The 26,096-nt window shown below is 58.6% G+C and carries 21 protein-coding genes; 9 read left to right on the top strand and 12 right to left on the bottom strand.

The features are described 5' to 3' along the window. Positions 1-56: 56 nt before the first annotated feature. From PZ897_RS11920 to PZ897_RS11890, 7 genes are all read right to left on the bottom strand, one after another. Complete coding sequence (locus tag PZ897_RS11920; RefSeq protein WP_275752517.1) at positions 57-1,316, bottom strand: O-antigen ligase family protein; 1,260 nt, start codon at positions 1,314-1,316, stop codon at positions 57-59. A gap of 390 nt (positions 1,317-1,706) precedes the next feature. Further along, positions 1,707-2,852: a DSD1 family PLP-dependent enzyme gene (locus tag PZ897_RS11915; protein ID WP_275752516.1), complete on the bottom strand. Its 1,146-nt coding sequence runs from the start codon at positions 2,850-2,852 to the stop codon at positions 1,707-1,709. 347 nt (positions 2,853-3,199) lie between these two features. Further along, a complete protein-coding gene (locus PZ897_RS11910; protein WP_275752515.1) occupies positions 3,200-4,237 on the bottom strand; it encodes an L-idonate 5-dehydrogenase in 1,038 nt (345 codons plus the stop codon). Between the two features lie 9 nt (positions 4,238-4,246). After that, positions 4,247-5,524 (bottom strand): TRAP transporter large permease, encoded by a 1,278-nt coding sequence (locus tag PZ897_RS11905; RefSeq protein WP_275752514.1) that lies wholly within the window; start codon positions 5,522-5,524, stop codon positions 4,247-4,249. Next, positions 5,521-6,027 carry a TRAP transporter small permease gene (locus PZ897_RS11900; protein WP_275752513.1) on the bottom strand — a complete coding sequence of 169 codons (507 nt, stop codon included), beginning with the start codon at positions 6,025-6,027 and terminating at the stop codon, positions 5,521-5,523. The genes PZ897_RS11905 and PZ897_RS11900 overlap by 4 nt, the downstream gene beginning before the upstream one ends. Before the next feature lie 69 nt (positions 6,028-6,096). After that, on the bottom strand, positions 6,097-7,071 hold the full coding sequence (locus tag PZ897_RS11895) for a TRAP transporter substrate-binding protein (protein WP_275752512.1): 975 nt from the start codon (positions 7,069-7,071) through the stop codon (positions 6,097-6,099). Then, on the bottom strand, positions 7,068-7,796 hold the full coding sequence (locus PZ897_RS11890) for a GntR family transcriptional regulator (RefSeq protein ID WP_275752550.1): 729 nt from the start codon (positions 7,794-7,796) through the stop codon (positions 7,068-7,070). The genes PZ897_RS11895 and PZ897_RS11890 overlap by 4 nt, the downstream gene beginning before the upstream one ends. A 141-nt stretch (positions 7,797-7,937) precedes the next feature. Between PZ897_RS11890 and uxuA the strand changes: the two genes are divergently transcribed. After that, positions 7,938-9,170, top strand: coding sequence for a mannonate dehydratase (gene uxuA, locus PZ897_RS11885; RefSeq protein ID WP_275752511.1), 1,233 nt, complete (start codon positions 7,938-7,940; stop codon positions 9,168-9,170). Continuing rightward, on the top strand, positions 9,167-10,660 hold the full coding sequence (locus tag PZ897_RS11880; RefSeq protein WP_275752510.1) for a mannitol dehydrogenase family protein: 1,494 nt from the start codon (positions 9,167-9,169) through the stop codon (positions 10,658-10,660). The genes uxuA and PZ897_RS11880 overlap by 4 nt, the downstream gene beginning before the upstream one ends. A 367-nt stretch (positions 10,661-11,027) precedes the next feature. Here PZ897_RS11880 and PZ897_RS11875 read toward each other — a convergent pair whose 3' ends face one another. From PZ897_RS11875 to PZ897_RS11855, 5 genes are all read right to left on the bottom strand, one after another. Continuing rightward, a complete protein-coding gene (locus tag PZ897_RS11875; RefSeq protein ID WP_275752509.1) occupies positions 11,028-11,531 on the bottom strand; it encodes a hypothetical protein in 504 nt (167 codons plus the stop codon). 66 nt (positions 11,532-11,597) lie between these two features. Beyond that, complete coding sequence (locus PZ897_RS11870) at positions 11,598-14,657, bottom strand: efflux RND transporter permease subunit (RefSeq protein ID WP_275752508.1); 3,060 nt, start codon at positions 14,655-14,657, stop codon at positions 11,598-11,600. Positions 14,658-14,660: 3 nt separating this feature from the next. Continuing rightward, a complete protein-coding gene (locus PZ897_RS11865) occupies positions 14,661-15,758 on the bottom strand; it encodes an efflux RND transporter periplasmic adaptor subunit (protein ID WP_275752507.1) in 1,098 nt (365 codons plus the stop codon). Positions 15,759-16,296: 538 nt separating this feature from the next. After that, on the bottom strand, positions 16,297-17,862 hold the full coding sequence (gene lsrK / locus PZ897_RS11860; protein WP_275752506.1) for an autoinducer-2 kinase: 1,566 nt from the start codon (positions 17,860-17,862) through the stop codon (positions 16,297-16,299). A gap of 28 nt (positions 17,863-17,890) precedes the next feature. Continuing rightward, the gene (locus PZ897_RS11855) at positions 17,891-19,150 is read right to left on the bottom strand and encodes a hypothetical protein (RefSeq protein ID WP_275752505.1); all 1,260 of its coding nucleotides are present in this window, start codon (positions 19,148-19,150) and stop codon (positions 17,891-17,893) included. Positions 19,151-19,592: 442 nt separating this feature from the next. Between PZ897_RS11855 and PZ897_RS11850 the strand changes: the two genes are divergently transcribed. From PZ897_RS11850 to PZ897_RS11820, 7 genes are all read left to right on the top strand, one after another. Then, positions 19,593-20,360 (top strand): sugar-binding domain-containing protein, encoded by a 768-nt coding sequence (locus PZ897_RS11850; RefSeq protein ID WP_275752504.1) that lies wholly within the window; start codon positions 19,593-19,595, stop codon positions 20,358-20,360. Positions 20,361-20,678: 318 nt separating this feature from the next. Further along, entirely contained in the window at positions 20,679-21,710 is a 1,032-nt protein-coding gene (locus tag PZ897_RS11845) for an ABC transporter permease (RefSeq protein WP_275752503.1), read from the top strand. A 30-nt stretch (positions 21,711-21,740) separates the two neighbouring features. Further along, on the top strand, positions 21,741-22,877 hold the full coding sequence (locus PZ897_RS11840; RefSeq protein ID WP_275752502.1) for a substrate-binding domain-containing protein: 1,137 nt from the start codon (positions 21,741-21,743) through the stop codon (positions 22,875-22,877). Positions 22,878-22,959: 82 nt separating this feature from the next. Then, the gene (locus tag PZ897_RS11835; protein WP_275752501.1) at positions 22,960-23,685 is read left to right on the top strand and encodes an ATP-binding cassette domain-containing protein; all 726 of its coding nucleotides are present in this window, start codon (positions 22,960-22,962) and stop codon (positions 23,683-23,685) included. A gap of 33 nt (positions 23,686-23,718) precedes the next feature. Next, complete coding sequence (locus PZ897_RS11830; protein WP_275752500.1) at positions 23,719-24,210, top strand: RbsD/FucU family protein; 492 nt, start codon at positions 23,719-23,721, stop codon at positions 24,208-24,210. Between the two features lie 7 nt (positions 24,211-24,217). Next, complete coding sequence (locus PZ897_RS11825; protein ID WP_275752499.1) at positions 24,218-24,523, top strand: antibiotic biosynthesis monooxygenase; 306 nt, start codon at positions 24,218-24,220, stop codon at positions 24,521-24,523. Next, positions 24,516-25,787 carry a class II aldolase/adducin family protein gene (locus tag PZ897_RS11820; protein WP_275752498.1) on the top strand — a complete coding sequence of 424 codons (1,272 nt, stop codon included), beginning with the start codon at positions 24,516-24,518 and terminating at the stop codon, positions 25,785-25,787. The genes PZ897_RS11825 and PZ897_RS11820 overlap by 8 nt, the downstream gene beginning before the upstream one ends. Positions 25,788-26,096: the final 309 nt, after the last annotated feature.

Raw genomic sequence — 26,096 nt, 5'->3', positions numbered from 1 at the left:
CCCGCACCCCGCACCGGCCGTAAAAGCCGCTGGCGTTCAAGCCGGCTGAGCCGGACTTAGCCCGCCGCTGCGATGGAAGATCCTGTTCGACCGGCCTGGTGGTTGGCCGTGGTCAGAAGCAGGAAGTAAAACGCATAGAGGATGACGTGCCGGTCAATCACCAGAAGATAATGCAGCAGGCCAAAACTGAACGTGAGCACCAGGATCAGCAGCACATTCTCTCTCATGCTTGAATCGCCGTAGCGGTAGATGCGTCCGAAGCAAAACCCGAAATATCCTATCAGCAGCGCCAGGCCGGCAAGTCCGCGCTGGATCGTCTCATCGAGGATGAAATTGTGCACGAAGGTATATTCTCTCAAATCTGGACTAGTGTCTTGCGAAGTGTGCGTGATGATGGCTTCCGAGATGCCGGTTCCACCCCGCCCCAGCACTGGGTTCTCGGCGATCAGCTCCAACGCGCCCCGCCATTGCGCGAACCGTATCGACATGCCCAAATGGCCAAAAGCGTCGACTGTATCTGAGGGTTTCGGTTGAAACGCCAGGCTGATCTCCTTGATGGAAGACTGAATGCGTTCTGCATAACTGGGATAGATGATCCATATGCTGCTCAGACAGAGCGCGAGCACCACGCCTGAGATCACGATATTGCGGCGATTGCCAAGCCAGGAGCCCGGACCCCGGTGGCGCAGCATGAGCTGGAAACCATCAAGTGCGATGGCGAGCAGGAACACAGGCAGCACGGCTCGGGTCTGGGATGCAACAACCGTGATAAAGCCCAGGTAAAAGAAGAGGTACCGGTTGGCAAGCAGCCAGGGGGCGGAGCGGATGTTCAGCCGCGAAACCACTGCCAGGAATGATATCGCAAACGCGGCATTGGCCGGATTCGACCCGAAGCCCAACCGACCCGGTGCCGTGATGGTTTCGAACAACGCCCAGAGGGCGAGGACCACAAGAGCCGCGCGTGTGCCAATTACGAATTGCCGCAACGGATCGCGCACCAGAACCGCGCCGATGGCAATGGGTATGACGAGCGAATAGTACAATGGATAGGAGCTCCACCGGAGATCGCCAGGCAAGCTTCCATTGAGAAGGTTTATCAACAGCGATGACGCCGAAAACCCGAGAGTGACAACCAGATATGTCTTGTCCACATGAGACAGTGACTTCTTCGGCTTGAACACCAGAAGATAGATGCCGATACCCAGGAAAGTTCCGAAAACAACCGTGCTTGTGTCGGTTGGCAGCATCAGCATGAAGGCCGCAAGCAGAAAAAACAGCCCATCCATTCGGCGCCGCATCAGAAAGAATTTTTTCATCGAAAATTTGGGCCGGCTGAGAGACTGCATTATCAATCACGCTTGAGGAACAGCGTATTCCTGTGTCTTGGTTGCGGCACAATTACCAGACGCGTCACCAAGTCGAAATCAAGTCTCAATAGCCTAGACCTTCAGATCTCAATTCTCCTGGTGCGCGGGGGAGTTAGAAGTGCCCCCGCACAGTGCTTATGGAGTCCTGCTGGAATGAGGTCAAGACTTGCTGTTTCGGTTGCAAGAAAATCTCTAAGGCAAAGTGTAGCATTGTGACAGACATATTCACTTTTGGCGTGCAAACGATCCTTCTTGCTCGCGCGATACGGTTGTTGGCTGCCGGCGGTCTTCTCAAGCCGTTCGACGTCGTGGATAGCCGGGTTCGAGCATGGCGATTGCCTACCAACCACCAAATCGGGGCCAAACTTTTACAGGAGCCGCTGGTTCGGAAGGGATGACGTGATACGCACTGTATTGCGCGGCCACGGCGCAGGCATGGTTGGGCAAAATGCGCAGCAGCGTGCCCAGAGGCAGGTCGGGTAAAGCCGCTTTGCTGTCCGTTCGGCAAGCGATGATGCCGTGCTCCTGATTGGTTTTGATCACGATCAAATCAGTCATAACATTCCCAGCCTGGTCACAAACCACCCCATATCCCTGATCGACCTTCTGGCTGGCTGTGCCGCGATCCTGTGACAAGGCCATCCAGCCCGCATCGGTGATGATCCAGCCCTTTTCGCGCTGATGCCCGATTACGGTTGTCAAAACCGAAAGGGCTATATCGTCGACGTCGCAGACCCCGATGCCGGCCTGCACCAGGTCGAAAAAGGCATAGACTCCAGCACGCACCTCGGTGATGCCCTCGGTGTTTTCAATCGCGTGCGCGGTGGGCGTGGAGCCGATGCTGACTACAGGGCAGGGCAGGCCGGCGGAGCGCAACATCTCTGCCGCCCTGACCGCGGCCGATCGCTCTTGTTCCGCGAATTTCGTGTGAGCCGGCTTGCCATACACTTCGTAACTTTCGCCGGCATGGGTCAACACACCGCGCAATTCGGCACCTTTGTGCAGAATGTTGCCGATCTCGATCAAGACCGGATCGCCAGCGCAAACCCCGCTGCGATGACCATCGCAATCCAGCTCGATCAGCGCCGGGATCGTTTGCCCCAGCCGTTGACAGGCTTCGACCACTGCGCTTGCTTGCTCGACGCTGTCGAGAATGACCGTGAGATCGCATCCCCCAGCGCGGATCGCAGCCACACGATCCAGCTTTTGCGGCGTGATCCCCACGGCGTAGGTGATGTCACGCACGCCCATTCCTGCAAAAACTTCGGCCTCCGCCAAGGTCGATACCGTGGCCGGGCCAAAGCCGCCGGTGAGCAGTCTGCGTGCAATCTCGGTCGACTTCACCGTCTTCAGATGAGGCCGGAGCGTCACCCCCTTGGGCGACAGATGGTCTGCCAAACGACCGATATTCCGCTGCATTTTCCGTTCATCAAGAATCAAGGCGGGCGTCTGTAGCGAGGTCAGGCACGGAGCAGAGGCAATCATGGCGATTTGGATCCCAAAAGTTGTTCTGTGTCATCTGGTATCTCAGCGACAGATGATGGGGTAGCATATTATGCAGCATCCCATAGGCTGATATGAACGTTGGAAACGCCCGATCTCGGCCTCTTTGTCGCGTTGGCTTCGGCACCATCCCTGGCCGCAACTGCCAGACTGAGATTACCAGCGAGCACGAGCCTGGACACAACAAGGCTACCGATCGGTCGCGATGGCGGCCTTTGAGCGTCGTCATCGCTGAAGATATCGAGCGATCGTGAAGGGGCGCAGGTTCGCGAAGACCTGGCGACAGCGCGCGCTTTTTCCGCGCCCTGCTTCCCTGGCAGTGATCTGCTTCAGAATGCCAGTTGCACTTTCACCGAGCGTGAGCGGTCGCCCGCAGCGGCGAATGCCTGCAGGGCGTCATCAAGTGGAAAGGTCGCGGTGATGATCGGCTTCACATCGATGGCGGTGGAGGTGATCAAATCGACCGCCTCAGCAAACTCGGCATGGAAGCGATGGGTGCCGATCAGCTCGATTTCCTTGCCGACGAGAAAGTTGAGCGGAATCGGAACATCGCCGGCAACGCCGACCTGGACGATTTTCCCCATGGGGCGTATGGCGGCAATCGCTGTGCGCAGTGCAGCCTGTGCGGCGGAACACTCGAACACCACGTCAAAATAGCCCTTGTCGGCAGCATAGGCATCCATTGCCGCCGGGGCGCTTGCGACGTTGATGGTGCGCGTTGCGCCCATTTTCTCCGCGACAGCCAGCGTCGCCTCCTGCAGGTCGGTGACGACGATCTCGGACGCGCCCCTGTGTCTGGCGACCGCTGCGCAAAGTGCTCCGATCGGGCCCGCGCCGGTCACCAGGACTTTCTTCCCGGCGAGATCGCCGGCCCTGTTTGCCGCATGAACGCACACCGCAAGCGGTTCCGAGCAAGCCGCTTCACCCAGTGTCGTGCCGGCGCCTACCGCCACGCATTGCGGTTCAGCCACCAGCATGAATTCGCGGAAGCCGCCCTGTTCATGCGGAAACCGCAAAGCTGACCCAAGAAACCGCATTTCCAGGCAATGCTGGAAATGGCCTTGCGCGCAGTATTTGCAATGCCCGCACGGGTGGCTCGGATTGACGGCGACCCGGTCGCCTATGCTCAGACTGTCAACCCCGTCCCCGATCGCCCGCACGGTGCCGGCGATTTCGTGACCGAGGATGATCGGCTCGCGCACCCGGATCGGGCCGAAGCCGCCATCGTGATAATAATGCAGATCCGAACCGCAAATGCCGCCTGCACCCATCTGCACCAGCACCTCGCCGGCACCGGGTTCAGCAACGGTTTCGATCTCCACACGGATGTCGTGCTTGTCGTAGAGTCTGCAGACGCGCGTTTTCATTTTTTGTTCCTAATCGAGCAGGACAGAGGGAAGCCAGGTGGCGATCGCCGGGACATAGGAGACCAGGAGAAGAACCAGGATGTTGGTCAGCAGGAATGGCGCAATTGCCTTGATCACCGGCGTCAGTGGTAGCCGCGCGATGTTGGCGCAGACGAACAGACAGACCCCGACCGGCGGCGTGGTGAGCCCGATCATCAGATTGAGAACCGCGAAGGTTGCGAAGTGCAGCGGGTCAATGCCGACGCTCTGGGCCAGCGCCAGCAGCGGGACGAACAGGATGATCAGCGCGGCAATGGTCTCCATGAACATGCCGACAAACAATAGCAGGATGTTGATAAGCAGGATGACCACATATTTGTTGTCGGTTACCGACAGCACCGCTGTGGCAATGACCTGCGGTATGCGTTCGGAGACGAGGATCCAGCCAAAGACATTGGCGAAACCGACCAGCGCGAGGATGGCGGCGGACGAGACCGCACTGTCGATGATGATCATGGGCACATCCGCGAATTTGAGTTCGCGATAGATAAACATGCCGACGAGAAGGGCATAGACGCTGGCGACAACGGCTGTTTCGGTCGGCGTGGCGATGCCGGTCATCAGGCCGCCAATGATCAGTGCAGTCATCGCGATGGCCCAGAACGCACCCATGAAGGATTTTCCCAGTTCGCCCAGACCCTGCCAGGGCTGGCGCGGAAAATCCTTTCGAATGGCGATGATGTAGGTGGTCACCATCATGGCAAGGCCCATCAGGATGCCGGGAACCGCGCCTGCGAGAAACATCTTCCCCACCGAAATGCCCGATAGGGCGCCGACGATGATCATCGGAACTGAAGGGGGAATCATCGGGCCAACAGTGGACGAGGCAGCGGTCACGGCGGCGGAGAAATCCGCGGGGTAGCCCGCCTTCTTCATGCCGGGGATCATCATGCCGCCGATCGAGGCAGCGTCGGCGACCGCCGTGCCGGAGATGCCGCCAAACAGCATGGAGCCTGCGACATTGGTCAGACCGAGGCCGCCACGGGCCCAGCCGACGAGCGCATTGGCAAACCGGATGATGCGTTCGGTAATGCCGCCATTGTTCATCAGATTGCCGGCGAGAATGAAACCTGGAATGCAAAGCAGGACGAAGACGTCCATTCCGGCATACATTTTCTGCGGAATCACAACCAGCGGGATCCCCGCCGAAACAAGATAGGCGGCCGATGAAAGGCCGAGCGTGATCGCAACCGGGATACCGAGCGCCAGCCCGCCGACGAATACGGTGATCAGAATGGCTAGGCTCATCGCGGTAACTCTTCGAAACGGTTCTGCGGCAAGCCATCGGAGGCGCCGGTGAGAATGGATATCGCGCGGGCGGCCGAGAAGACCAGCAACGACAGGATCAGCACCAGCAAACTGGCGTGGATGAAGTCCATACGCCATCCCAGCGCCGGCGAGGTCTGCATGGCGCCGATGGATGTATATTTCCAGGCGGGTTCGACCAGAAACCCGCAAAGTATAGCGGTTGCGGCTGCGCCAACGAACCGCAGGCGCTTTGGCCACGGCCCGGGAAGCTTTTCGCTGACGATATCGACGTTGACGAGGTCGCCGCTTCGAAACGACAGTCCGGCGCCGAACGCGGCAAGATAGAGCAGGGCGAAGCGGGTGAGTTCCTCGGTCCACACCGGCGAACTGCTGAGCAATGAACGCGCGTAGACCTGAATGAGGACCGCGCCCATCAACACCAAGAACGCCGCTCCGGTGGCGACGCGGCTGATCAGAACGATTGTCGATACCAGTTGCTTCATGAGTGCCCTCCGCCAAGGCGCTTTGGTGAGACGCCGGATTGTGATCCGGCGTCCCCGTTTCCAGTCCGGTTACTTGGCGAACAGCTGTTCGACCACCGGTTTGATTTCGTCATTCACATTTGCCAACACCGCGTCCTTGGCTTTCGTCTGGAATGCCGATCCGTCGACTTCAACGAAGGTCATGCCTTTGGATTCCAGGAACTCGCGATCGTCCTTGAGCGAAGCATTGAACAGCTCACGCTCATAATCCTGCGTCGCCTTGGCTGCCTGCATGACCGCCTTCTGGTCATCCTCGGAAAGCTTGTTCCATGTCGATTCTGCAATCGTCAGATAGATCCAGGACCGGACGTGGTCGGTCATGTTAACGTATTTCTGAACTTCATTGAAACTTGCCGAGCGGATCAGCGCCAGCGGATTTTCCTGGGCTTCGATGGTTCCGTTCTGCAGCGAGGTAAAGACCTCGGAAAATGCCATCGGACCGGGGTTGGCGCCAAGAGCTTTCCAGACATCAACGAAAAGCGGCACGTTCGGCACACGCATTTTCAGACCATTGAGATCATCGGGTGACTTGATCGGACGGTTGGAGGTGAGGTCACGTGGACCGCGGGCGAAATAGGCAATCGGGCGGATCTGCACCTTTTCAATGATCTGTGCCTTGATCTGTTCGCCGATCTCGCCGCCTGCGACCTCATCCATGTGCTCGATCGACTTGTAGGCATAGGGAACGGCAAGCAGTGCTGCCATCGGCGCCCAGTTCTGCAGACTTTCACCGGTGATGGTCATGTCGACAGTGCCGAGCTGCATGCCGTTGATCAGGTCGATTTCCTTGCCGAGCGATTCGTTCGGAAACACCTGGACCTCAATGCGGCCGTCAGTCAGGGAATTCAGTTCCTCGCCGAATTTGACTGAAGCCTTGTGCCAGGGATTGTCTTCGTTGGCGAGGTGACCGAGTTTCAGGGTCATCTCCGCGGCCATGGCGGACGTGGCCATCAGGCCAGCGGCGCATACGGCAAGCAGTGTTTTTCCGATATTCGAGATCTTCATAGATTCCTCCTTGGGTTGGTATCTTCCGGAAGAAGCCATTGCGGCTTCTCCTCGAAAAATTGGGGATTGCTTTCGGCTATTTCGGGCAGGTCGTTGAGAATTTCACGGAGATGACCACGCATCGCCGCAATGGCTGCTTCGGGGTCGGCGCTGGCGATCGCTTCCACGATGGCACTGTGTTGCGACACAAGCTTGGAGGCCGGAAAACGCAGCATGGCCAGATGCCGCACGCGGTCCATCTGGGATTTCAGGCCTTCGACCATTTTCCAGACACGGATCTTGCCCGCGGCTTCCGCCAGCAATGCGTGAAACCGGTCGTCGAGTTCCATGAACTCATTGACATCGTTGAGCGCGCGTTTCTGCTTCTCGATCTCCTGCCGGAGCATCTTGATGACGGCTTCGTCTGCGTGGGTCGCCAGGTATCCGGCGATGTCGGCCTCGATCGCCTCGCGTACAAAGCGTGCGTCCATGACCGCAGCCGTGGTGATCCGGTGAACGAATGTGCCGCGTTGCGGACGAATTTCGACGAGCCCTTCTTCCGCCAGTTTGATGAAGGCCTCGCGAACGGGTTGGCGGCTGATCGAATATTGGGCTGCGATCTCGGATTCCGAAATCCTGACGCCGGGCTCGATCTCGTTGCGAATAATGCGCGCGCGCAAAAGCCGGTAAAGTTGCGGTCCAACCGCAATTCCCAGATCGAGCACTTGCCGCGCTTTTTGCTGAATGGTCACTCGAGGCCACCTCCTGTCCGGCTTTTATACCATACTTCCATACTAGTCAACGGCAACAAATGCTGCTAGAAGCCAAGCGGAATGCTGCGTATCAATTCAGCATTGGCGATTTGGATGTGATCGGGAGATGTTTACATGCGGCAGACTTGGCGTTGGTTTGGTCCCAAGGACCTTGTGTCGGTCGATGACATGGTGCAGGCCGGCGTCGAAGGCGTCGTGACCGCGCTGCATCACGTGCCGACCGGTGCAGTCTGGGAGCCGGCGGAAATCGCACAGCGGCAAACCGAAGTCGCGACGCGAAAGGATGGCTCGCCGTCCGGCCTGAAGTGGGAAGTCGTCGAAAGCCTCCCGGTCTCGGAAGATATCAAGAAGCAGAAAGGCGAATGGCGCGCCCATTATGCCGCTTACAAGAAGAGCCTCGAACACCTCGCCGAAGCGGGGATCGAAACGATCTGCTACAACTTCATGCCGGTGCTCGACTGGACCCGAACCGATCTGGCATGGCGGGTGACCTCCGGCGCCACCTGCATGCGCTTTGACTATTCGGTTTTTGCAGCCTTCGACCTGTTCATTCTTGAGCGGCGGGGGGCGGAAAAAGATTATCCCGAAGAGATCGTCGAGCAGGCACGCGCCCACCATGCGGCGATGAACGATGCTGAGCGCGAGGCGTTGACAAAAAACGTGGTGTTCGGCCTTCCTGGCGCGGCGACAAACCTGAGCCTGGCCGATGTGCGCGACCATTTGGCCGAGTATGAGTCGGTTTCGCATGAGCAACTGCGGCGGAATTTCATCGACTTTCTCAGTGAGGTCGTGCCGGTCGCCGAACGGCTGGGATTGCGCATGTGCTGCCATCCCGATGACCCGCCATTTGACCTCTTGGGCCTGCCGCGCGTCATGTCGACGGAGTCGGACTACCGGCAAATCATCGAGGCGGTGAATTCACCGGCCAACGGCATCACACTTTGCACCGGTTCACTCGGTGCGCGTCCCGACAACGATCTTGCCGGCATGATGGACCGGCTGGGCGACAAGGTTCATTTCATGCATTTGCGCAACGTCAAGCGCGATACCGGTGACATCCGTGGCTCCTTTTATGAGGCGGAGCATCTGGGTGGGGATTCCGATATGGTGGCGGTCATGGCTGCGGCCCTCCGGGAAGAAAAACGCCGCCGCGCTGCAGGCCGATCAGATTGGTCGATTCCGATGCGGCCCGACCATGGCCAGAATATCCTCGACGACCACACCCGCAATGCACAGCCAGGCTACCCAGCCATCGGCCGTCTCAAGGGGCTTGCGGAGTTGCGCGGAATAATGACCGCTCTTTCGCATCCGATGCTTGACCGTATTGCTCCGGGAATTGCACCGTGACCGCAGCACCGAAACGGCTGGCTTCGCTCGACCAGATATCTGGCGAGGCGAGGCTGCCTGGCTATGACCCGGCGCGGCATGGGTGCGCAATCGTCCATCTGGGCGCTGGCGCCTTTCACAGGGCGCACCAGGCGGTTTACACCGACGATGCCCTGACGGCGGAGGGCGGAGACTGGCGCATCACCGGGGTCAGCCTGCGTGGCACCGATACTGCCGATGCGATGCAGCCTCAAAACGGGCTTTACACCCTGATCGAGCGGGGTGCGGCGGGATCGCGCGGACGGGTGATCGCGTCCGTCGACAGGGTGATTGCGGCCGCGCGCGAGCCTGCAGCACCACTGCGGGCGATGGTTTCACCACAGACCAGGATCGTCACCCTGACTGTCACTGAAAAAGCCTACGGCATCGACCGCACGTCGATGGCAATTGATCCAGACCACCCTTCCATAGCCCCGGATCTTTCCGACCCGCGGCATCCGCGCGGCGCCATCGGCCTGCTCGTTGAAAGCCTGCGGCTGCGCCGGGATAGGGGCGTCGCGCCGTTTACGGTTTTGTGTTGTGACAATTTGCCGGAAAACGGACACCTGCTGAGAGCGGGCGTACAGGATTTCGCCCGCCGCATCGATCCGGATCTGGCCGACTGGATGGAAGCCGAAGTTTGTTTCCCGTCGAGCATGGTCGACCGGATTACGCCGGCGGCAACGCCGCAGACACAGGACGAGGCGCTCCGGCTCACCGGCTGCCTCGACCTCGCCGCGATCGAGACCGAGCCGTTTTCCCAATGGGTGATCGAGGACCGGTTTTGCAACGGCAGACCCGCATGGGAGGCGGGCGGCGCGCTGTTCGTCAAGGACGTCAAACCCTACGAGATGATGAAGTTGCGGATGCTGAACGGAGCGCATTCGATGCTGGCCTATTGCGGTTTCATCGCCGGTTGCAAGCATGTTCGCGACGCGATGGCGCATCCCCATCTGGCGGCTCTTGTCGACAGACATATTGCTGCGGCCGGCAGCACCTTGCCCGACCTTGCCGGATTGGATCTGGACAGCTATCGCCGGGATCTGATCAGCCGCTTCTGCAATCCGGCGATCGCCCATGACACCTATCAAATCGCCATGGACGGCACGCAAAAGCTGCCCCAGCGCATCTGTGCGCCTGCGGCCGAAACTCTTTCACGCGGCGGCGACACCCGTCCCTTTGCCTTCGCGGTGGCGGCGTGGATGCGCTATTGCATCGGCAAGACTGATGCCGGGACCGACTATCCGCTCCGCGATCCGAGACAATCGGAAATCCAGACGGCACTTGGCAACGCCTCGTCACCGGCAGGAATTTGCGCAGCGCTCAGCCAATTGCCTGGCCTTTTTCCCGCCAGTCTTGCAGACAATGACAGCTGGCAGGATCAGCTCACCGGCTTCCTCACGGAGATGCTGCAACATGGCATGGATCACACCCTTGCTGCCGCAGCATCCGATTTGACCCAGGTGAATTGATCAAGGCGCCAAGCGGTCAACGGCGCGCGTTCCATATGGTCTGACCCAAGCCAACCTACCGAAGCCCCACCGAGACTTCCGATCCGGCCTTTCAAAATGGTGCCTTCGGCCCTTAGCCGCCATTTTGTCCCAACGAAGTTGGAACGTTAGATTTCTCCAAACCAGACCTCAAATTCTTCACCCGGCTAAAGCCCCGCGAGGTCGAAGAGGCAAACAAAACGAACACGATGGATTGGCCGCCGATATTCTCGCTCGATACGGGGTGGTGCGTGCTTTATGCCGGACTTCACTATCTTGGAAATGCGGTTGGGAGAGCATTGTTGAGCGGACCTATGCTTTGAACACCTTTGAGGCGCGACTGTTGATTTTAAACCAGCGAACGCCAAAACTGGAACACGAATAGCATCAAAAAAGAAAATCCCGCGCCTTTCATTGCCCGGATAAACCGCTTCATCTTGGTTCTCTTGAGCATTTCCATATGACGCAATTCCGCAGCGAATTCGGCTTCTATATCTGCAGATCTGACCTGATCCAGAACCATCAAATTGACGGAGGTAACATTCTCGGGCGTGCAAAAAAAATCGGGTTCTTTGTCATATGAATGCGAATACAAAAAGGGTCGATATTTTCTGAGCGGATAGACGACATAACCGAATAGAATTATCGGTATTATGATGGCGCCCCACAGGATGAGAACTTCCGGCCAAGCGATGTCTTCCGGTCGCGGAAACCGTCTTTCAAAGGGGATGAGGATGCCCAGCGCCAAAACATATCCGACACCGACGATTTGCGCCCTGGTGTCATAAGCTCTCATCACAACACGCGCTTCGTTAAGCTTGTTTTCCAATAGTTTCAGAGTGTTATCGCTCACGGCATATCACCTCGCTCACGTCCAACCCTTCGTCCACTTTCCTGGGCGCCTATTCCGTAGAAAAAGTCATCCTATTTGTGGGATTTCGGGCAGAGCCCGCTTTCTCGTCTGCGCGAACATAAGCCGATATCCGCATGGCACGAAAAGGAGTGTGAGAGGTGATGCGAGGAGCAGTCCACCGATCATAAGCGTCGCCATGGGCTCGAAAAGCGCGCCGCCAAAAAGCGCCATCGGCAGCAATCCAAGAACCGTCGTGAGCGATGTGAGCAGTACCGGGCGCAGGCGCTTTCGTGCCGCCGCGACAATCGCCGCGTCCCGATCGAGCGTCTGGCGTTCGATATCGATCTGGTCGATCAGGACGATGGCATTGTTGATGATGATGCCCATGAGCGAGATTAGGCCGAGGATCGCAAAAAAGGACAATGGCTGGCCGGTGACGAAAAGCGCCAGGGGCGCGCCGATAATGATGAGCGGAATCGTCATGAAGGTGAGCATGACCCGCCGCGCAGAGTTGAACTGAAAAACAAGAGCCGCGATCATCACGATCAGCGCAAGGGGCATGCCTGCGGCAAGTTTGGCGTTCGTCTCGGCGGAATCTGCCGTTTCCCCGCCAATCTCGACCTGATAGTCTGGCCCCAGGTCGAGGCTCTCGAGCGTTGGCTGGATCGCTTCCTCAACCTCGCGCGCAGACAGAATCGCACTCTTGCCTGAAATGACGATCTGCCGAACCTGGTTCTGGCGGCGGAGCTGTGAGAATTCCAGCCGAGGACGGAAGGTCGCAATCTGGTCAAGCGCGATGAGGCCTGCGTCTACCGGGATCGAAAGATTGGCAATGTCCTCAAGGCTGTCGCGAAAGCCCGGCTCTGCGCGGAGAACGATGGGGATTGAGTCCGGCCCGTCCCGAAAAGTCGAATAGGTTGTCCCGCTGAAATAGGTGTTGAGAACATCGGATATCCCGCGCGAGGTGACCCCGAGTTCGCGGGCTTTGTCCTGGGCGACGTCGACTACCACCTTGATAACCTTGTTACCCCAGTCGTTCTCGTTGAGAACGATGCCAGGAACTTCAGCATAAGCGGCCTCAACACTTTTCGCGGCGGCGAGCATGGCATTCGCGTCGGGTCCTTTGATCTGAACCTCCACAATGCCGGATTCACCACCGCCCATAGACAATCTTGTCACCCGCGCACGCGCCGCCGGGCGGCTCTCGAAAAGATAACCCCGCGCGCGCTCTGCCGCTTCAACCGCGCCCTGGTAGGAGGTTGTGTTGACGAGGATGAAGGCACTCGAGGGGTCGGTATTCGCCGGTGATAGCGCCAGATAAAAGCGCGGGCCGCCGTGACCGACGAAAGTGGTTGTGTTCTTGATTTCAGGATTAATGCCCTGGTCGCGAAGCCAGGTATCAATTGAGAGTGCCTCGTCCCGGGTGGCCGTGATTGCTGTGCCCTTGGGCATATCGAGATAGATCAGGAACTCCGCGCGTTCGCTCAAAGGGAACATCTCCGACTTGAGCAGTCCAAATGCCATCCCCCCGATAACGACAAGTCCATAGCTGGCCAGGATAACCGGGATACCCAGCGGCAGGCACCTTCGCACGAAATCGCCATATACCCTGACCATGCGGCCTTCCTCGCCGGAGGTGTTCTTCTTCCTCAGCAGAGTGGCCGCCAGAAATGGCAGAAAGTAATGTGCCGCAAGCCACGATCCGGCAAGCATCATGGCAACCACTGCGCCAAGCGAGAAGGCGAACTCGCCGGTGCTACCCTCAAGGATCAGCATCGGAATAAAGGCCGATACCGTGGTGACCGATGCAACAGCGAGCGGCATAAAAAATTGTCCGCCGGCACCGATCGCGGCCTCTCGGGGCGCAGCGCCACCATCAATCCGGCTCTGGATATCGTCGACAATGACGAGGCCATTGTCGACGAGCAGACCGAGCGAAATGATAACGGCGGCAATAGAGACCTGCTCCAGATCAATGCCGAAGCGGCTCATAAGCAGGAGTGCGATCATAATGGTGAAGGGAACAATGCACGCAATGACGATCGCCGGACGGAGCCCCAGGAAAATCACCATGACGATCAATACAACGACGAAAGTCTGTCCGACATTTGATAAGGCCGAATTGACGGCAATCGTGACGTTCGCTTCCTGGAAGGTGGATATATTGTAGCGGACGCCGATGGGCTGTTGCTGTTCCAGATCGACAATGGCTTGGCGCAGCTCCCGCCCAAGCTTCTGTATGTCGCGGTCATCTGCCATTTCGACGCTGACCAGCACCGCAGGTTCCCCGTCGAAATAGACAGGCTCCTGCGGGGGGTCGACTATCCCGCGCCGCACATTCATCAGGTCACGTAAACGCACTGCCCCGTCCAGACCAGAAACACGGGTGAGCACATTTTCGATCTCTTCGATGGATTTCAGATTGCCATTGGCTTCCAGAACGATTGACTGTCCGCCCGCATCGATTTCACCGGCGGGCAGGATCACGTTCTGGTCGGCAAGGTCGGCAAGTATCTGCGGGATCTGGACGCCGACTGCGGCCAGGCGACGGCTGTCGATTTCGAGCCAGATGCGTTCGTCCTGCTCGCCGGACAGCGTAACCTTGGTGACGCCGTCGAGGTCATAGAGACCCTGCTGCAGATCCGCCGCCGCGTTCTCGATCTCGGGCAGGGTAAAGCCGTCGCCGGTCACGGCGATGGTCGCGATGGCGACATCCCCGTAATTCGTGTTCAAGAAGGGTCCGCGCGTTCCCTCGGGCAAGGTGAGTGCCTCTTCTTCCATGCGGGTGCGCAAGTCCTGAAAGGCTGTGTCGAGGTCAGTGCCCGACACGGAATCGTACATCGCCACCCAGAGCGTCACCGTGCCTGTTGTGATCAGTGTTGAGATATCTTCGACTTCGGTTATTTCGCGCGCCGCGCGTTCCAGGGGAGCCGCCAGCAAATCCTCCACCCGCTCTGGCGACATGCCCGGAAACTGGGCGCTGACGATCGCTGTGCGGATCGTGATCGAGGGGTTCTCGCGCTTTGGCAACGCCCCATAAGCAAAAAGGCCCATCAGCAGCACAGCGATCATTGCGAGCACCGTGAAGCGGGATCGATGCATCCCGAATTGTGTCAGCGCCTCCATGGGCTAACGGTCCTCGTCGAGGAGTTTTACCTTCTGGCCGTCGCGCAGAAACTGCACACCCGCTGATGCGATCCGTTCGCCGGGCGCGACACCGTCGAGCAGGATGATCCGGTTGTCCCGGATGCCGCCAACGGCGACCTGACGGCGGATCACAGTGCTTGTGGCCGGATCATACACATAGATGCCAGCCGCCGAGACCCTCTCGCCCTCCGAAACGCTGTCAGCATTGCCGTCCCGGATAATGACCGAGAGCGGAACGGAGTAACCTTCCTGGGCTGGAAGAGGAAATGAGATCGACGTCTCAACGGCCATTCCTGCCTTCATGAGCGGATCGATTTCCTGCAGCGAGACGACGACCGGGAAGCTCGACACCGCATCCGCCCGGGCGCCCAATTCGCTGACAAGGGCATCGAGCGTAATCTCCGGTCGGTCCGCTAGCCGGACGTTCGCCGGTGTGCCGACCACAAGCCGGTCGGCGATGTCGAAACTTACCGAAAAGGATACGGTGAACGCCGAGGGATCGTAGAGCGAAACAACAGGCGTGCCGGAACTGATTGTCTGGAACGGTGAGACATCGACCGAATTCACAATGCCGTCGAAGGGCGCGACGAGCGTCGCATCGCCCAGGTTTTCCTCGGCAGTGGCAAGCGATTGCTGCGCCTGCACCAGCGAGGCGGCGGCCGACTGCGCCTCGGTGCGTGCGTTAGCGACAGTGGCGACGGTGGTTGTGCCGGAACTGAGAAGCGCTTCCTGGCGAGCAAGAGCAGCCGCGGCATTCTCGGCTACGGTTTCCGCCTGCATCACCCCGGCCTCTGCCGACCGCACCTGGAGTTCGAGCGAGGACGGATCGAGGCGGGCGACTACCTCGCCGGCAGCGATCTGTTGACCAACAGCGAGATCGAAGTCCAAAAGCGACCCGCCGACCTCAAAGGACAGCGTGTTCAGATTGGACGGTTCGAGAACGCCCGGGAAACGTCTGACGCTGACCCGTTCCGTGTCGGCAATGACGAAGATTTTCAGGCCGCGGACGGGTTCTTGAGAACCATCCTCACCGACGTTACAGGCGGCAAGACTGAGGCAGCTGGTCACGATGACAATCAATTTGCTCATGAGGCAATTTCTATCAACTGAACACTGTAGGGTTAATCAGATAACTACTTTCAGAAGCAAGTAAATGCAACAGACATTGCGGGGTATTCACTCCGCAAATCAGAGCTTCCGATGCAACCTTACTACCTTTTCCTTGTTTCCGAAGCTGAGATGCAGTGAACGCCAGGTTTGTTCGCTCAGCTATCCTTGATCAGCTATGCGACGAATGTCCGCACGGACTGCTATCCTGTACCAACTCGTTGAGCAGGCCTGCAACGAGCACCTGGAGAAGCTGGAGCAAATGGCGAAGTGAGATTGTTTTGGGGCTAAAGCCGAAGTTTGCGCTGCCATCGGAGATGTCGGCTGTCGCATTTCCGCCATTCGCGGTTAATGTCAGATGCCCGAAAGCCGACGTACGCTTCGGGCTAATCCAAGGTTCACAAGGGCGGATGTTGTTGAAAACGTTTTTGTTGCGCCGCGGGAAATCCTTTGATTCACTCGGTTATGAGGAGAATGGAGGATTCTGTTGCCGAACTTTGTCCGCAATCAATCAAATTCCGGGAGCGCGCCACATAGAGGTGGTGACGTTGTTGTCGGCCAGCTGTTTTTGCGCAGGATAGGCGGCTTCCCAGCGGGCGCGGGTTTCGCGGTAGACACCGGCAATGGCGGGATCGGGTGTCAGAATTTTCTCGACACCGGACATGGCAGAGCCTGCTTCCGCCAAAGTGGAATAGGCTCCGACACCGCAGGCGGCAACGGCCGCGCATCCAAGCGCCGTGGCTTCCCGTACCTTGGGCAGCGCGACCTCGCGGCCCAGAACATCCGCCAGGATCTGCCCCCAGAGCGCGCCTTTCGATGCGCCGCCGGCAAAGACCACCGGCTTGTCGATGCTGACGCCGGAGAACTCGATGACCCGTTCGAGGTTGATGCTGGATACGATCGCGGCATTTTCCTCCAGCGCACGGAACAGGCTGGCCCGTGTGGTGTGTCCCGGCTCAATCGACATGTTGAGAAACGACGGGGCGGCGTGATACCATTGGCCGAAATCCATGGCATCCGAAAACACCGGGATAATGCCGTTGCTGCCGGCTGGCACTTCGGCGGCCAATTCCTCCAGATAGGTATAGACGTCGATACCGCGCGCCTTGGCGACAGCTTTTTCGGCGTCGCAAAAGGTGTCGCGGAACCATCGCATAGTCAGGCCGACAAAGAATGAAATGCACTCGGCCTGATTGAGACCGCCGATCACGTGAGGGTTGATGCGCACCCGCATTGTCTGATCGGTGCGTCCCGCCGGAATGTTGATGATCTGCTGCCAGAAGGTGCCGCCGAGAATGGCCGCGTCACCGTCACCGGACACGCCCAGCCCGAGAGCACCCATCTGAACATCCCCGCCGCCGCAGATGACGGGGGTACCTTGCAGCAATCCGCTCTCCTCCGCAGCCTTGTGGGTGACACGTCCGATCATTGAGCCGGGTTCGACAACATCGGGAAACATGTCGCGTGGAAGGCCCGCCTTGGCGATCAGCTCGTCCGACCATTGCCTGGTGGTCGGATCCATCAAGCCTGTCGTGCCGGCATTGGATGGCTCGACGGCAATCTCACCGCTCAGCCGGGCTGCGATCCAGTCGTTGATCATCGACAGACGGGCAGCCCGGGCAAATATTTCCGGTCGGTTGTTGCGCAGCCATTCAAGCCGTGGCCACGCCCCCAGTGCGAAAGTCTGACCGCTGACGCGATAAAATGCCCGCTCCAGCTCAGGATCGCGCTTTTTCAGTGCGGCGACCTCGGTGGTCGACCTGCCGTCGACATTCGCACAGCCCCAGATTTCAGATCCGGATGCATCGTAAAGCACGATGCCCTCGCGCATCGATGTGGTGCTGATGGCGCTGATCTCGTCGGCGCGCACATCAGCCTGTTCGAGCGCCTGCCGCACGCAGCGACACAATAGCGGCCAGTTGGCCCCGGTATCGAATGCCATCGATCCAGGCACATTGGCTTCCTCGACGTGGGTCCATTCCTGTTGTCCCAGGCCGCACTGCCGTCCGGTCTGGTCGAACACCACGGCGCGGCCGCTTCCGGTGCCGGCATCGATGGCGAGATAATACTGTGGCATCTGGGGTCTCCTGAGGCGTGCGGATAATTCAGCCTTCGAACTCGGCGATATGCAATCCACCACCACTGAAATCGGTGAAATAGACCAGTCCGGATTTGTCCACGAAGACATCCGTGGTGTTGATGACCAAGGGTCTGCCGGGACGATGGTCGACATGTTTGTGCGGCGCTTGCGGCACGACGGCGCCAACTTCCCTGGGGCTATATGGATTCGAGATGTCATGGATCCGCAAACCGCCATTCTGCCATGTCGAGAATATCAGCGATGAACTGACGAAGCTGCCGGGGCGGTTTTCATGGATATTGTGCGGTCCAAAATGGCCGCCGACATTCTTGTAATCGCGATCGCAGGGCTTGGGGAAAGTCGATATCGATATCGGGTTGGTTTTGTCCCGAATGTCGAAAACCCAGATTGGCTTGTCGCCATCCTCTTCATCGTCGAGAACGGTTTCATCCACGACGATCAGTAGATTCCGGTCGGGTAGCGGCATGCAGTTGTGGGTGCCCCCGCCAAAGGGGGGTGCCCAATTGCGCTGCGCCAACATCCTGGGTGCCGCACGGTCTGCCACATCCACCACGACCAGGCAGCCGTCGCGCCAGCCGCAATAGGCGGTGTCGCCGTCAACAATCGGGTGGTGCAGGCTGTAACGGCCTTCGCTCAACGGCCAGTCCGGCGTCTCGCCGGCGGCGATGTTCATTCCGGGCAACCAGAATTTTCCGACGATTTCGGGCCTGGTGGGGTCCGACATGTCGATGGTGACGAGGATAAAATCGGAAAATCCCTCAAGCTGCGCCGAAGCGTAGGCCCAGCGCCCGCCGACATACCAGATCCGGTGAAGGCCGAGGCCATTGACCGGCATGAAACCGATCGGGCGCGGGTTTGCCGGGTCGCCCAGATCATACACGGCCATGCCTGCGGAATAGTCGCGCTCGCCGCGGCTCATTGCCTTCGATACATCACGGGTGTCGGCCTTGTAATAGTTTCGCTCGTCGTCGCTTTCGGCAATGCTGAACTGATCCTGGCCATGGACCGCCAGCAAAAGGTTGTCGTGAACCTGAAGATGCAGCGACCAGGTATTGGCCGGTGCAGCGATGAAGTTGACCGTGCGTGGATTGGCCGGATCACGCACGTCAATGACGCTGAACCCCTTGGAGAAAATATGGGCGACATAGGCGTATCCGTCGCGGACCATGATCTGGGTTCCGTCGGATCGGCCAGCCTGGTCGGAATGTCCGATAAGCCGCATGTTCAAGGCGTGGGCTGGCGTACGCAGGTCGCTGTTTGCCATTGCTCTTCTTCCTGTGGGTGTTAAACAAATTGGTTCATGAGGATCGGCTGTTCACTTTACACGGAGATCATTTGCTGAAATCATGAACATATGAACACTCAGTGATCTGCTCGTCAAGCTCCCCCCGTACCAGCGTACGGAAACTTGGCGGGTGGAGAACGCGGATACATTCGGCTGTGTCGGGCAGGGGAGTTTTACCTTTCCGAAGCGGTTGAGGTACTGATGAGCGGGAATCGCAGGCGCCAAGGCCGCTCTCTGGCGCCCATGAGGGGCAGCAATGAAAGAACGAGACTTCGCCACCTTGTCCGATGACGACGCGCTTTTGGCCCGAGTGGCCTGGTACTATTACCATGATGGGCTCACCCAGCAGGTGATCGGTCAGATGCTTGGGCTGCCAAGGATCAAGGTGTCGCGGCTGTTGGAAAACGGTCGGCGGACCGGGATGATCGAGGTCCGGATCAACTCGGCGCTACAGGGCTGCCTCGAGATCGAAAGGAGCATTCAGAACCGCTTTCGACTGAAGGAAGTGCGTGTGATTCCGCACCTGGAAGCGGAATCGCTCAACGACCGGTTGGGTCAGGCGGCGGCACAGATCCTGATGCACAAGTTGGATGAAGGCGGGCTTCTCGCGGTCGGGTGGGGCGAAACGGTTGGTTTTGCGATTAATCGGTTGGGCCATCTGTTTCAGGACCGGAGCATCGATCTGGTCGCCATGACAGGCGGGGTTCAGGCCTATGTTGACGGCCTCCGGCTGGCTGGCAACGACCGCAAGATGTATCTCGTGTCAGCACCCCTCGTTGTCGAGGATCCGCAAGTTGCGCAAGCCATGTTGCGAGATACCGGTGTGCGAAGCACGCTGGATATGGCATTGCGGGCGGATTACGCTCTGGTTGGTATCGGCGCGGTGGATGAAAAAGCCAGTGTCATACGGCACGGCTATGTCCACCCGGCTGAGGTGCGTGCCATGCGGCGCGGCGGGGCGGTCGGCGATGTGTTGTGCCGCTTTATCGACGAGAACGGCCAGGAGCTGGATTTTCCTCTGCATGAGCGGGTTATAGGGTTGCCGCTGAAGAGCTATCGTGGGAACCCTCAAATGATCGCGGTCGCGGGCGGACAAGACAAGATACCTGCCATTCGGGCGGCACTGCGCGGCGATTTCATCGATATTTTCGTCACCGACGAAGAGAGCGCCAAGGCTTTGATGAGCTAGAATTGTTCCATGTAGCCGGGCCTTTTGCGCTAGATTTGGCGCTCTGGCCTGCGTGGTGTGCACCAGCGCTGCGTTATTCCATTCTTTCACCCGGTCCCTGTCTGCCATTCAAGATATCTCCTGTGGCGTTGATCGGCCCGGGGTTCGCCGGCCCGTTCTTTGCATTTCAAGGCGGCCCCTCCATGCCGAGTTACGGCATGGTGAAAGTTGCCCGAAAGTGCGACTGCCTGAACAAATAATGCCTTGACAGATCATTTGAACAATGTGTTCATATGTTTGGAACGAGAATATATGATCATTTGATTTCGGGAGAAAAGCTTGAGCTTGGTACAGGAAAATCGTGACGACCCAGCCAAGCGGCTGCGTGCCGAACTTGAGGTTGCAGATTGGCGAAACAGCCTGCCACCGCTCTTTGGGCCGACAAGGGTGCCACTGTCGGCGCCTGCGGTGATGTTGGTCATTATTGGCGTCGTCATGGCTTTCGCCGCGCCAACGTTCTTTTCGCTCGGCAATCTGCGCGCCATCTCGATCGATGCTTCGCTGATCATGCTGCTGGCAGTCGGAATGACCGCTGTGATCACTGCGCGGGGGATCGATCTGTCGATCGGGGCGATCCTGACACTGTCGAGTGTCGCCTTTGCCGCGGCACTGAAGGATTTCGGCCTGCCGCTATGGTTTTCGGTTCTGATCGGTTTCGCCACGGGGGGGCTTTGCGGCCTGATCAACGGTGTCTTGATCACCAAACTGAAAATGCCCGACTTCATCGTCACCCTGTCGACAGAACTGATCTTTCGCGGGCTGGCTCTGGTTTATGCCGGCGGCGGCGTGTTCTTCGCCTTCCCAGAAGCTATAACGTGGCTTGGGCGCGGACGACTGCTTGGCATACCGGTCCCGGTGGTGCTCGGACTGTCGGTCGTGATCATCGCTCATTTTGTCTTTGCCTATCATAAGGTCGGCGCCCGCCTTCATGCTGTTGGCGGCAACCCGACGGCTGCCAAGCGGCTGGGGATCAGCGTGCTTCGCTACCGCATCGGTGTCTACGTCTTCATGGGTCTGATTGCAGCACTCGGCGGCATCATGTTGACCGGACGCCTGGATGCGGTGGTCGCATCGGGGGCAGTCACGATCCTGCTCAATACTATTGCGGCCGTGATTGTCGGCGGCACCAACCTGTTTGGCGGCCGGGGCTCAATCGTCGGGACGCTGCTGGGTGCATGGCTCCTGGCGACCATCGTCAATGCCGTGGTCATCCTCGGATTTGAAGCTTTCTGGCAGCACGTCGCAGCCGGTGCCGTCATCCTGATCACCATCGGTCTCTACTCACGCCGCAATACGAGGACTGAAGAATAGACAAACGAATTACCAAGGGAGGAGACTGAAATGAAGACCATATCCATGAGACGCATGATGATGACAAGCGCTGCACTTGTTGCGATGTCGCTGCCGCTGGCCGCACAGGAGGTGCCGGCGGGTGCACAGGAACGCGGATACTTCCTGCTGCCTGAACTGCACGAGATGATGCCTGAAGAGCGCACCAAAATGGAAGCCTTCATGCAGCGGGTGCAGTCTGACACGGTCAAGAGCACGAAGACCTATGATAAGCCGCTGAAGATCGCGATGATGTTCCCAAGCCTCGAAACTTCGGACGCCTGGGCGCGCCTGAACATTTCGACCCGGGCGCGGCTGGAGGAAATGGGAATTCCCTTCGAGGTGACGGAATTCATGATCCGTCCCGACGAGCATGACCGTCAGGGTGTGCAGGTCGAGCAGGTACTGGCCGGCGACTTCGATTACGTTGTCATCGGACCCTCGGAATACCAGGTGCAGAAATCCAACATTTCACGCCTCGCAGAGGCATTGCCGACGCTGGTGATGAATGTGGTGAACCCGTTTGTCGACACGCTGGGGACGGACAGCCAACCTATCACCCATGTCGGGTTCGACCACACGATCGGTGCTGAAGCCCTGTGCAGGTGGGTTATCGGTGAAACCGGCGGCGAAGGCACATTCGCGCTGGTTCGTTATATTCCCGGCCTGATCGACAGCCAGCGTTCCGATCACTTTGCAGAATGCGTCACGGCCAACTCCAACATGAAGATGGTCGATGAGTTCGAGGCCAATGGTGACCGCGAACTGGCATTCTCCGGTGGTCAGGCGCTGCTCAGCCGCCATCCCGAAATCACTATGCTGCACGCCGGCAACACGGCGGTGGCGCTCGGCGTTGTTTCCGCCGCAGCCGAACGTGGCAAGCTGGATGATGTCATCATCAACGGCTGGGGCGGCGGTGCCGACGAGCTTAAGTCGATCAAGGACGGCGGCCTGAAGGTGACGGCGTTTCGTGTGAACGACGACTGGGGTGTGTCTGTTGCCGAGGCCATTCGCGCTCACACCGAGGGCGAAGAAGTGCCGGTGGTGGTCGCGGCGACAATCAAGCCGATCGATTACACCATGAGCGCCGAACAGATCGACGCCGAGACGGATTACGCCTTCCGCTATTCCGGAAAGCTTGACCGCTAAGCCTTGTCACAGCTGAGAACACGCAGGGGCCGGAGCCGGCCCCTGCACCCCAAGATACAAGCTGCAATCTGGAAGACATGACATGAGCGTAGTCCTTCGCGGAATTTCCAAACACTACGGTGCAGTCACCGCAATCGAGGGGATCGACCTGTCGGTGGAGGCAGGTGAAGTTGTCGGTTTGCTCGGAGACAATGGTGCCGGGAAGTCGACGCTGATGAAGGTGCTTGCCGGAGCGGTTACGCCCGACGCGGGCACCATCGAAGTCGATGGCGAAAAGCACGAGTTCCGCAATTCATCCGAAGCGAGCGATGCCGGCATTGCGATGCTGTACCAGGATCTTGCCCTGTTCGATGACATGCCGGTAGTGCACAACATCTTTCTCGGGCGGGAAATGACCAACGCGCTTGGTTTTCTGCGCTACGGCGCAATGCGCAAACGGGCGCAGGAAATTGTCAACGGATTTTCGGTGCGGCCGTTTGATGTGCGCACTCCATCCGGACACCTTTCTGGCGGACAGCGGCAGGTTTCCGCGCTGGCTCGCACCACTGCCTTCGGCAGCCGCTACATCATTCTTGATGAACCCACATCGGCGCTTAGCCCCAGTGCCCGCGACGAGGTTTTGTCCATCGTGCGCGATCTGGCCGACAGCGGCATCGGGATCATCATGGTCAGTCACGATCTGGGCCATGTGCGTAAGGTCTGCGATCGCGTGGCGATCCTGCATCTGGGCACGCTTGCCGGAGTGCGCGACATGGCGACGACAACCCAGGACGAAATCATCTCACTGATTGTTCAGGGACACGCCTGAACCAATACCGATCAATATCAAAAGGGAAATAACATGCGACGCAAGGGTGTACTCAACGTAAAGCTTGGCAAGGCGATCTCCGAGATGGGCCATGATGACATCATGATGGTGGTCGATGCCGGATATCCGATGGCTTACGAAGATCGGGTGATCGATCTGGCGCTGTGTCCGGGTGTTCCGGACCTTCTGACGGTCCTGCGCGCCATCCGGCAGGATATGTGGGTCGAGGCGTACCACATGATCGACGATGCCAAAGCCAACAACCCGAACGCCTGGAATGGCGTGGCCGACGTATTCCCGGACGCCAAGGGCGGTGTGAAGCCGAACGAATGGTTCCACGAGGACGGCTATCGCAATGCCAAGTTCATTGTGCGCACCGGCGCCTGGATGCCGTGGGGCAATGTGGCTCTGGTTTCGGGTATTCCTGTCCGTGAATGGTTCGACAACACTGGCGGCGATGTGCCGGAAAGCTGGACAGAACGTCACGAACTCAACGTCAAATACGGCCAGACCGGGGTGGAGTGACGCGGAAATGTTGGTTCAACTCGTTCATATTCAGGTGAAGCCGGGTCGCGTCGGGGATTTTCTCGACGCCTTCCGGATCAATTACGACGGTACAAGGCAGGAGCCGGGAAACCTGCGCTTCGACGTGCTTCAGGACCCCGATGACGAAACCCGGTTCTCTATTTACGAGGTGTTTGTCGACGAAGCCGCGGTCGATGCGCATCGCAATACAGAGCATTATGCAAAGACCGTGGCGCTGCTCGACGACATCATGACCGGGCCACGGTCGAAGGTTTTCTACCGCATGATGATGTCTGATCTGACCGATGTATGAGACTGAACCCGTGAGCGTGAGCCTGACCGAAAACCGCTGGAACGACGACGACGCGGCACGGTGGGAAAGGGATGCCGGCGCGGAGCCGGCAGACCGTGACCTGGCGCTACGTATCTACACGTCACGGCTGATCGGCGGGGATCCTGATCTGGTTTTGCACGGGGGCGGCAATACCTCGGTCAAGACCAGGCGCGGCACCAGTGGCGAGGTGATGCACGTCAAGGGCAGTGGCTGGGATCTGGCAACCATCGAGGCGCCGGGACTTCCGGCGTTGCATCTTGACGCGATCCGCAGTGGAGGCCGGGCCGGTGCGCTCAGCGATCCGGAAATGGTGGCGCTATTGCGGGCCAATTTGTTGGATGCCCAATCGCCAAATCCATCGCTGGAAACGCTGCTGCACGGTTTCCTGCCGGCGAAATTTGTCGACCATTCCCATGCCACGGCGGTTCTTGCTCTGGTCAATCAGCCAGACGCCGCCGAGATCTGCGGTGTCGTTTATGGTGATCGGCTGGCTGTTGTGCCCTACGTGATGCCGGGTTTTGATCTTTCCATCGCCGCTGCGGAAATCGCCGACGCCAATCCGGAGGCGGAGGGGTTGTGGCTGGTCAATCACGGCCTGTTCACCTTTGGCGAGACCGCCCGACAATCTTATGACCGGATGATCGAATTCGTCAATATGGCCGAGCGCCATCTGGCCAGTCATGGCATAGCGATTCTGCCGACTGACGAGGGGCCACAGGAACACCGATTTATCGATTTGCTCAAGGAGCGATTGCAGGCTGCCGGACCGGTTTTTGCAGACGCAATTGCCATCGACGCCCGCACCGGGCCGACGATCAGGACCTTTCACGAGCATCCGGATCTGGCTGACCTTGCCACCCGCGGCACAGTCACGCCGGATCATGTCATCCGCGTCAAACCATTCCCGCTGTTGCTCAAGAGCACAGACAGCGCAGAGGCGATCGACCGCGCATTGAAAAACTACGGCACGCGTTACGAGGCTTATTTCCGGGCCGGGGAAGCACAGGCGAAAGAACCCAAGACCATGCTTGATTGCCTGCCAAGGGTGGCCCATATCGAGAATGTCGGCATGGTCGGGTTCGGCAAAACCGCCGGCGAAGCCAAGATCGTCGCGGATCTGACGTCACAGTCGATGCGGGTGATGCTTGCCGCCGAATCTTACGGACGCTTCACACCGCTGACGCCTGGGCACTTGTTCGACATGGAGTACTGGTCCCTGGAACAGGCCAAGCTGAAGAAGTAAGTTTTCTGTATGTCTAACTTCCAGAAAACGGTTTCGATTTTGCACGGTATGGACGGGGCTCTGTTGCAAACTTGGTTTTGTCGCAAGCTGAATTTCGGGCGACGATGGGACGCTTCCGTATTTACCACCAACCTGAAGGGCACCACCGATGACCGACGACATGATGAACCTGCGCTCGCTTGTTGAGAAGAGCGCCGAATTTCCAGCTGGCGCGTTACTGATGAACGGTAATCCGCGCGAAGTGTTCTGACCTGAGACCCTAGTTCCCTCCAGTTTTCGGGAGAGTCTTGGGTTTCTAATCTGGCCTCA

The organism is Hoeflea sp. YIM 152468 (genome assembly GCF_029210485.1).
GTDB lineage: Bacteria > Pseudomonadota > Alphaproteobacteria > Rhizobiales > Rhizobiaceae > Hoeflea.
Note: the sequence above shows the minus strand (reverse complement) of the source record. Positions and strands in the feature narration are given on the sequence as shown.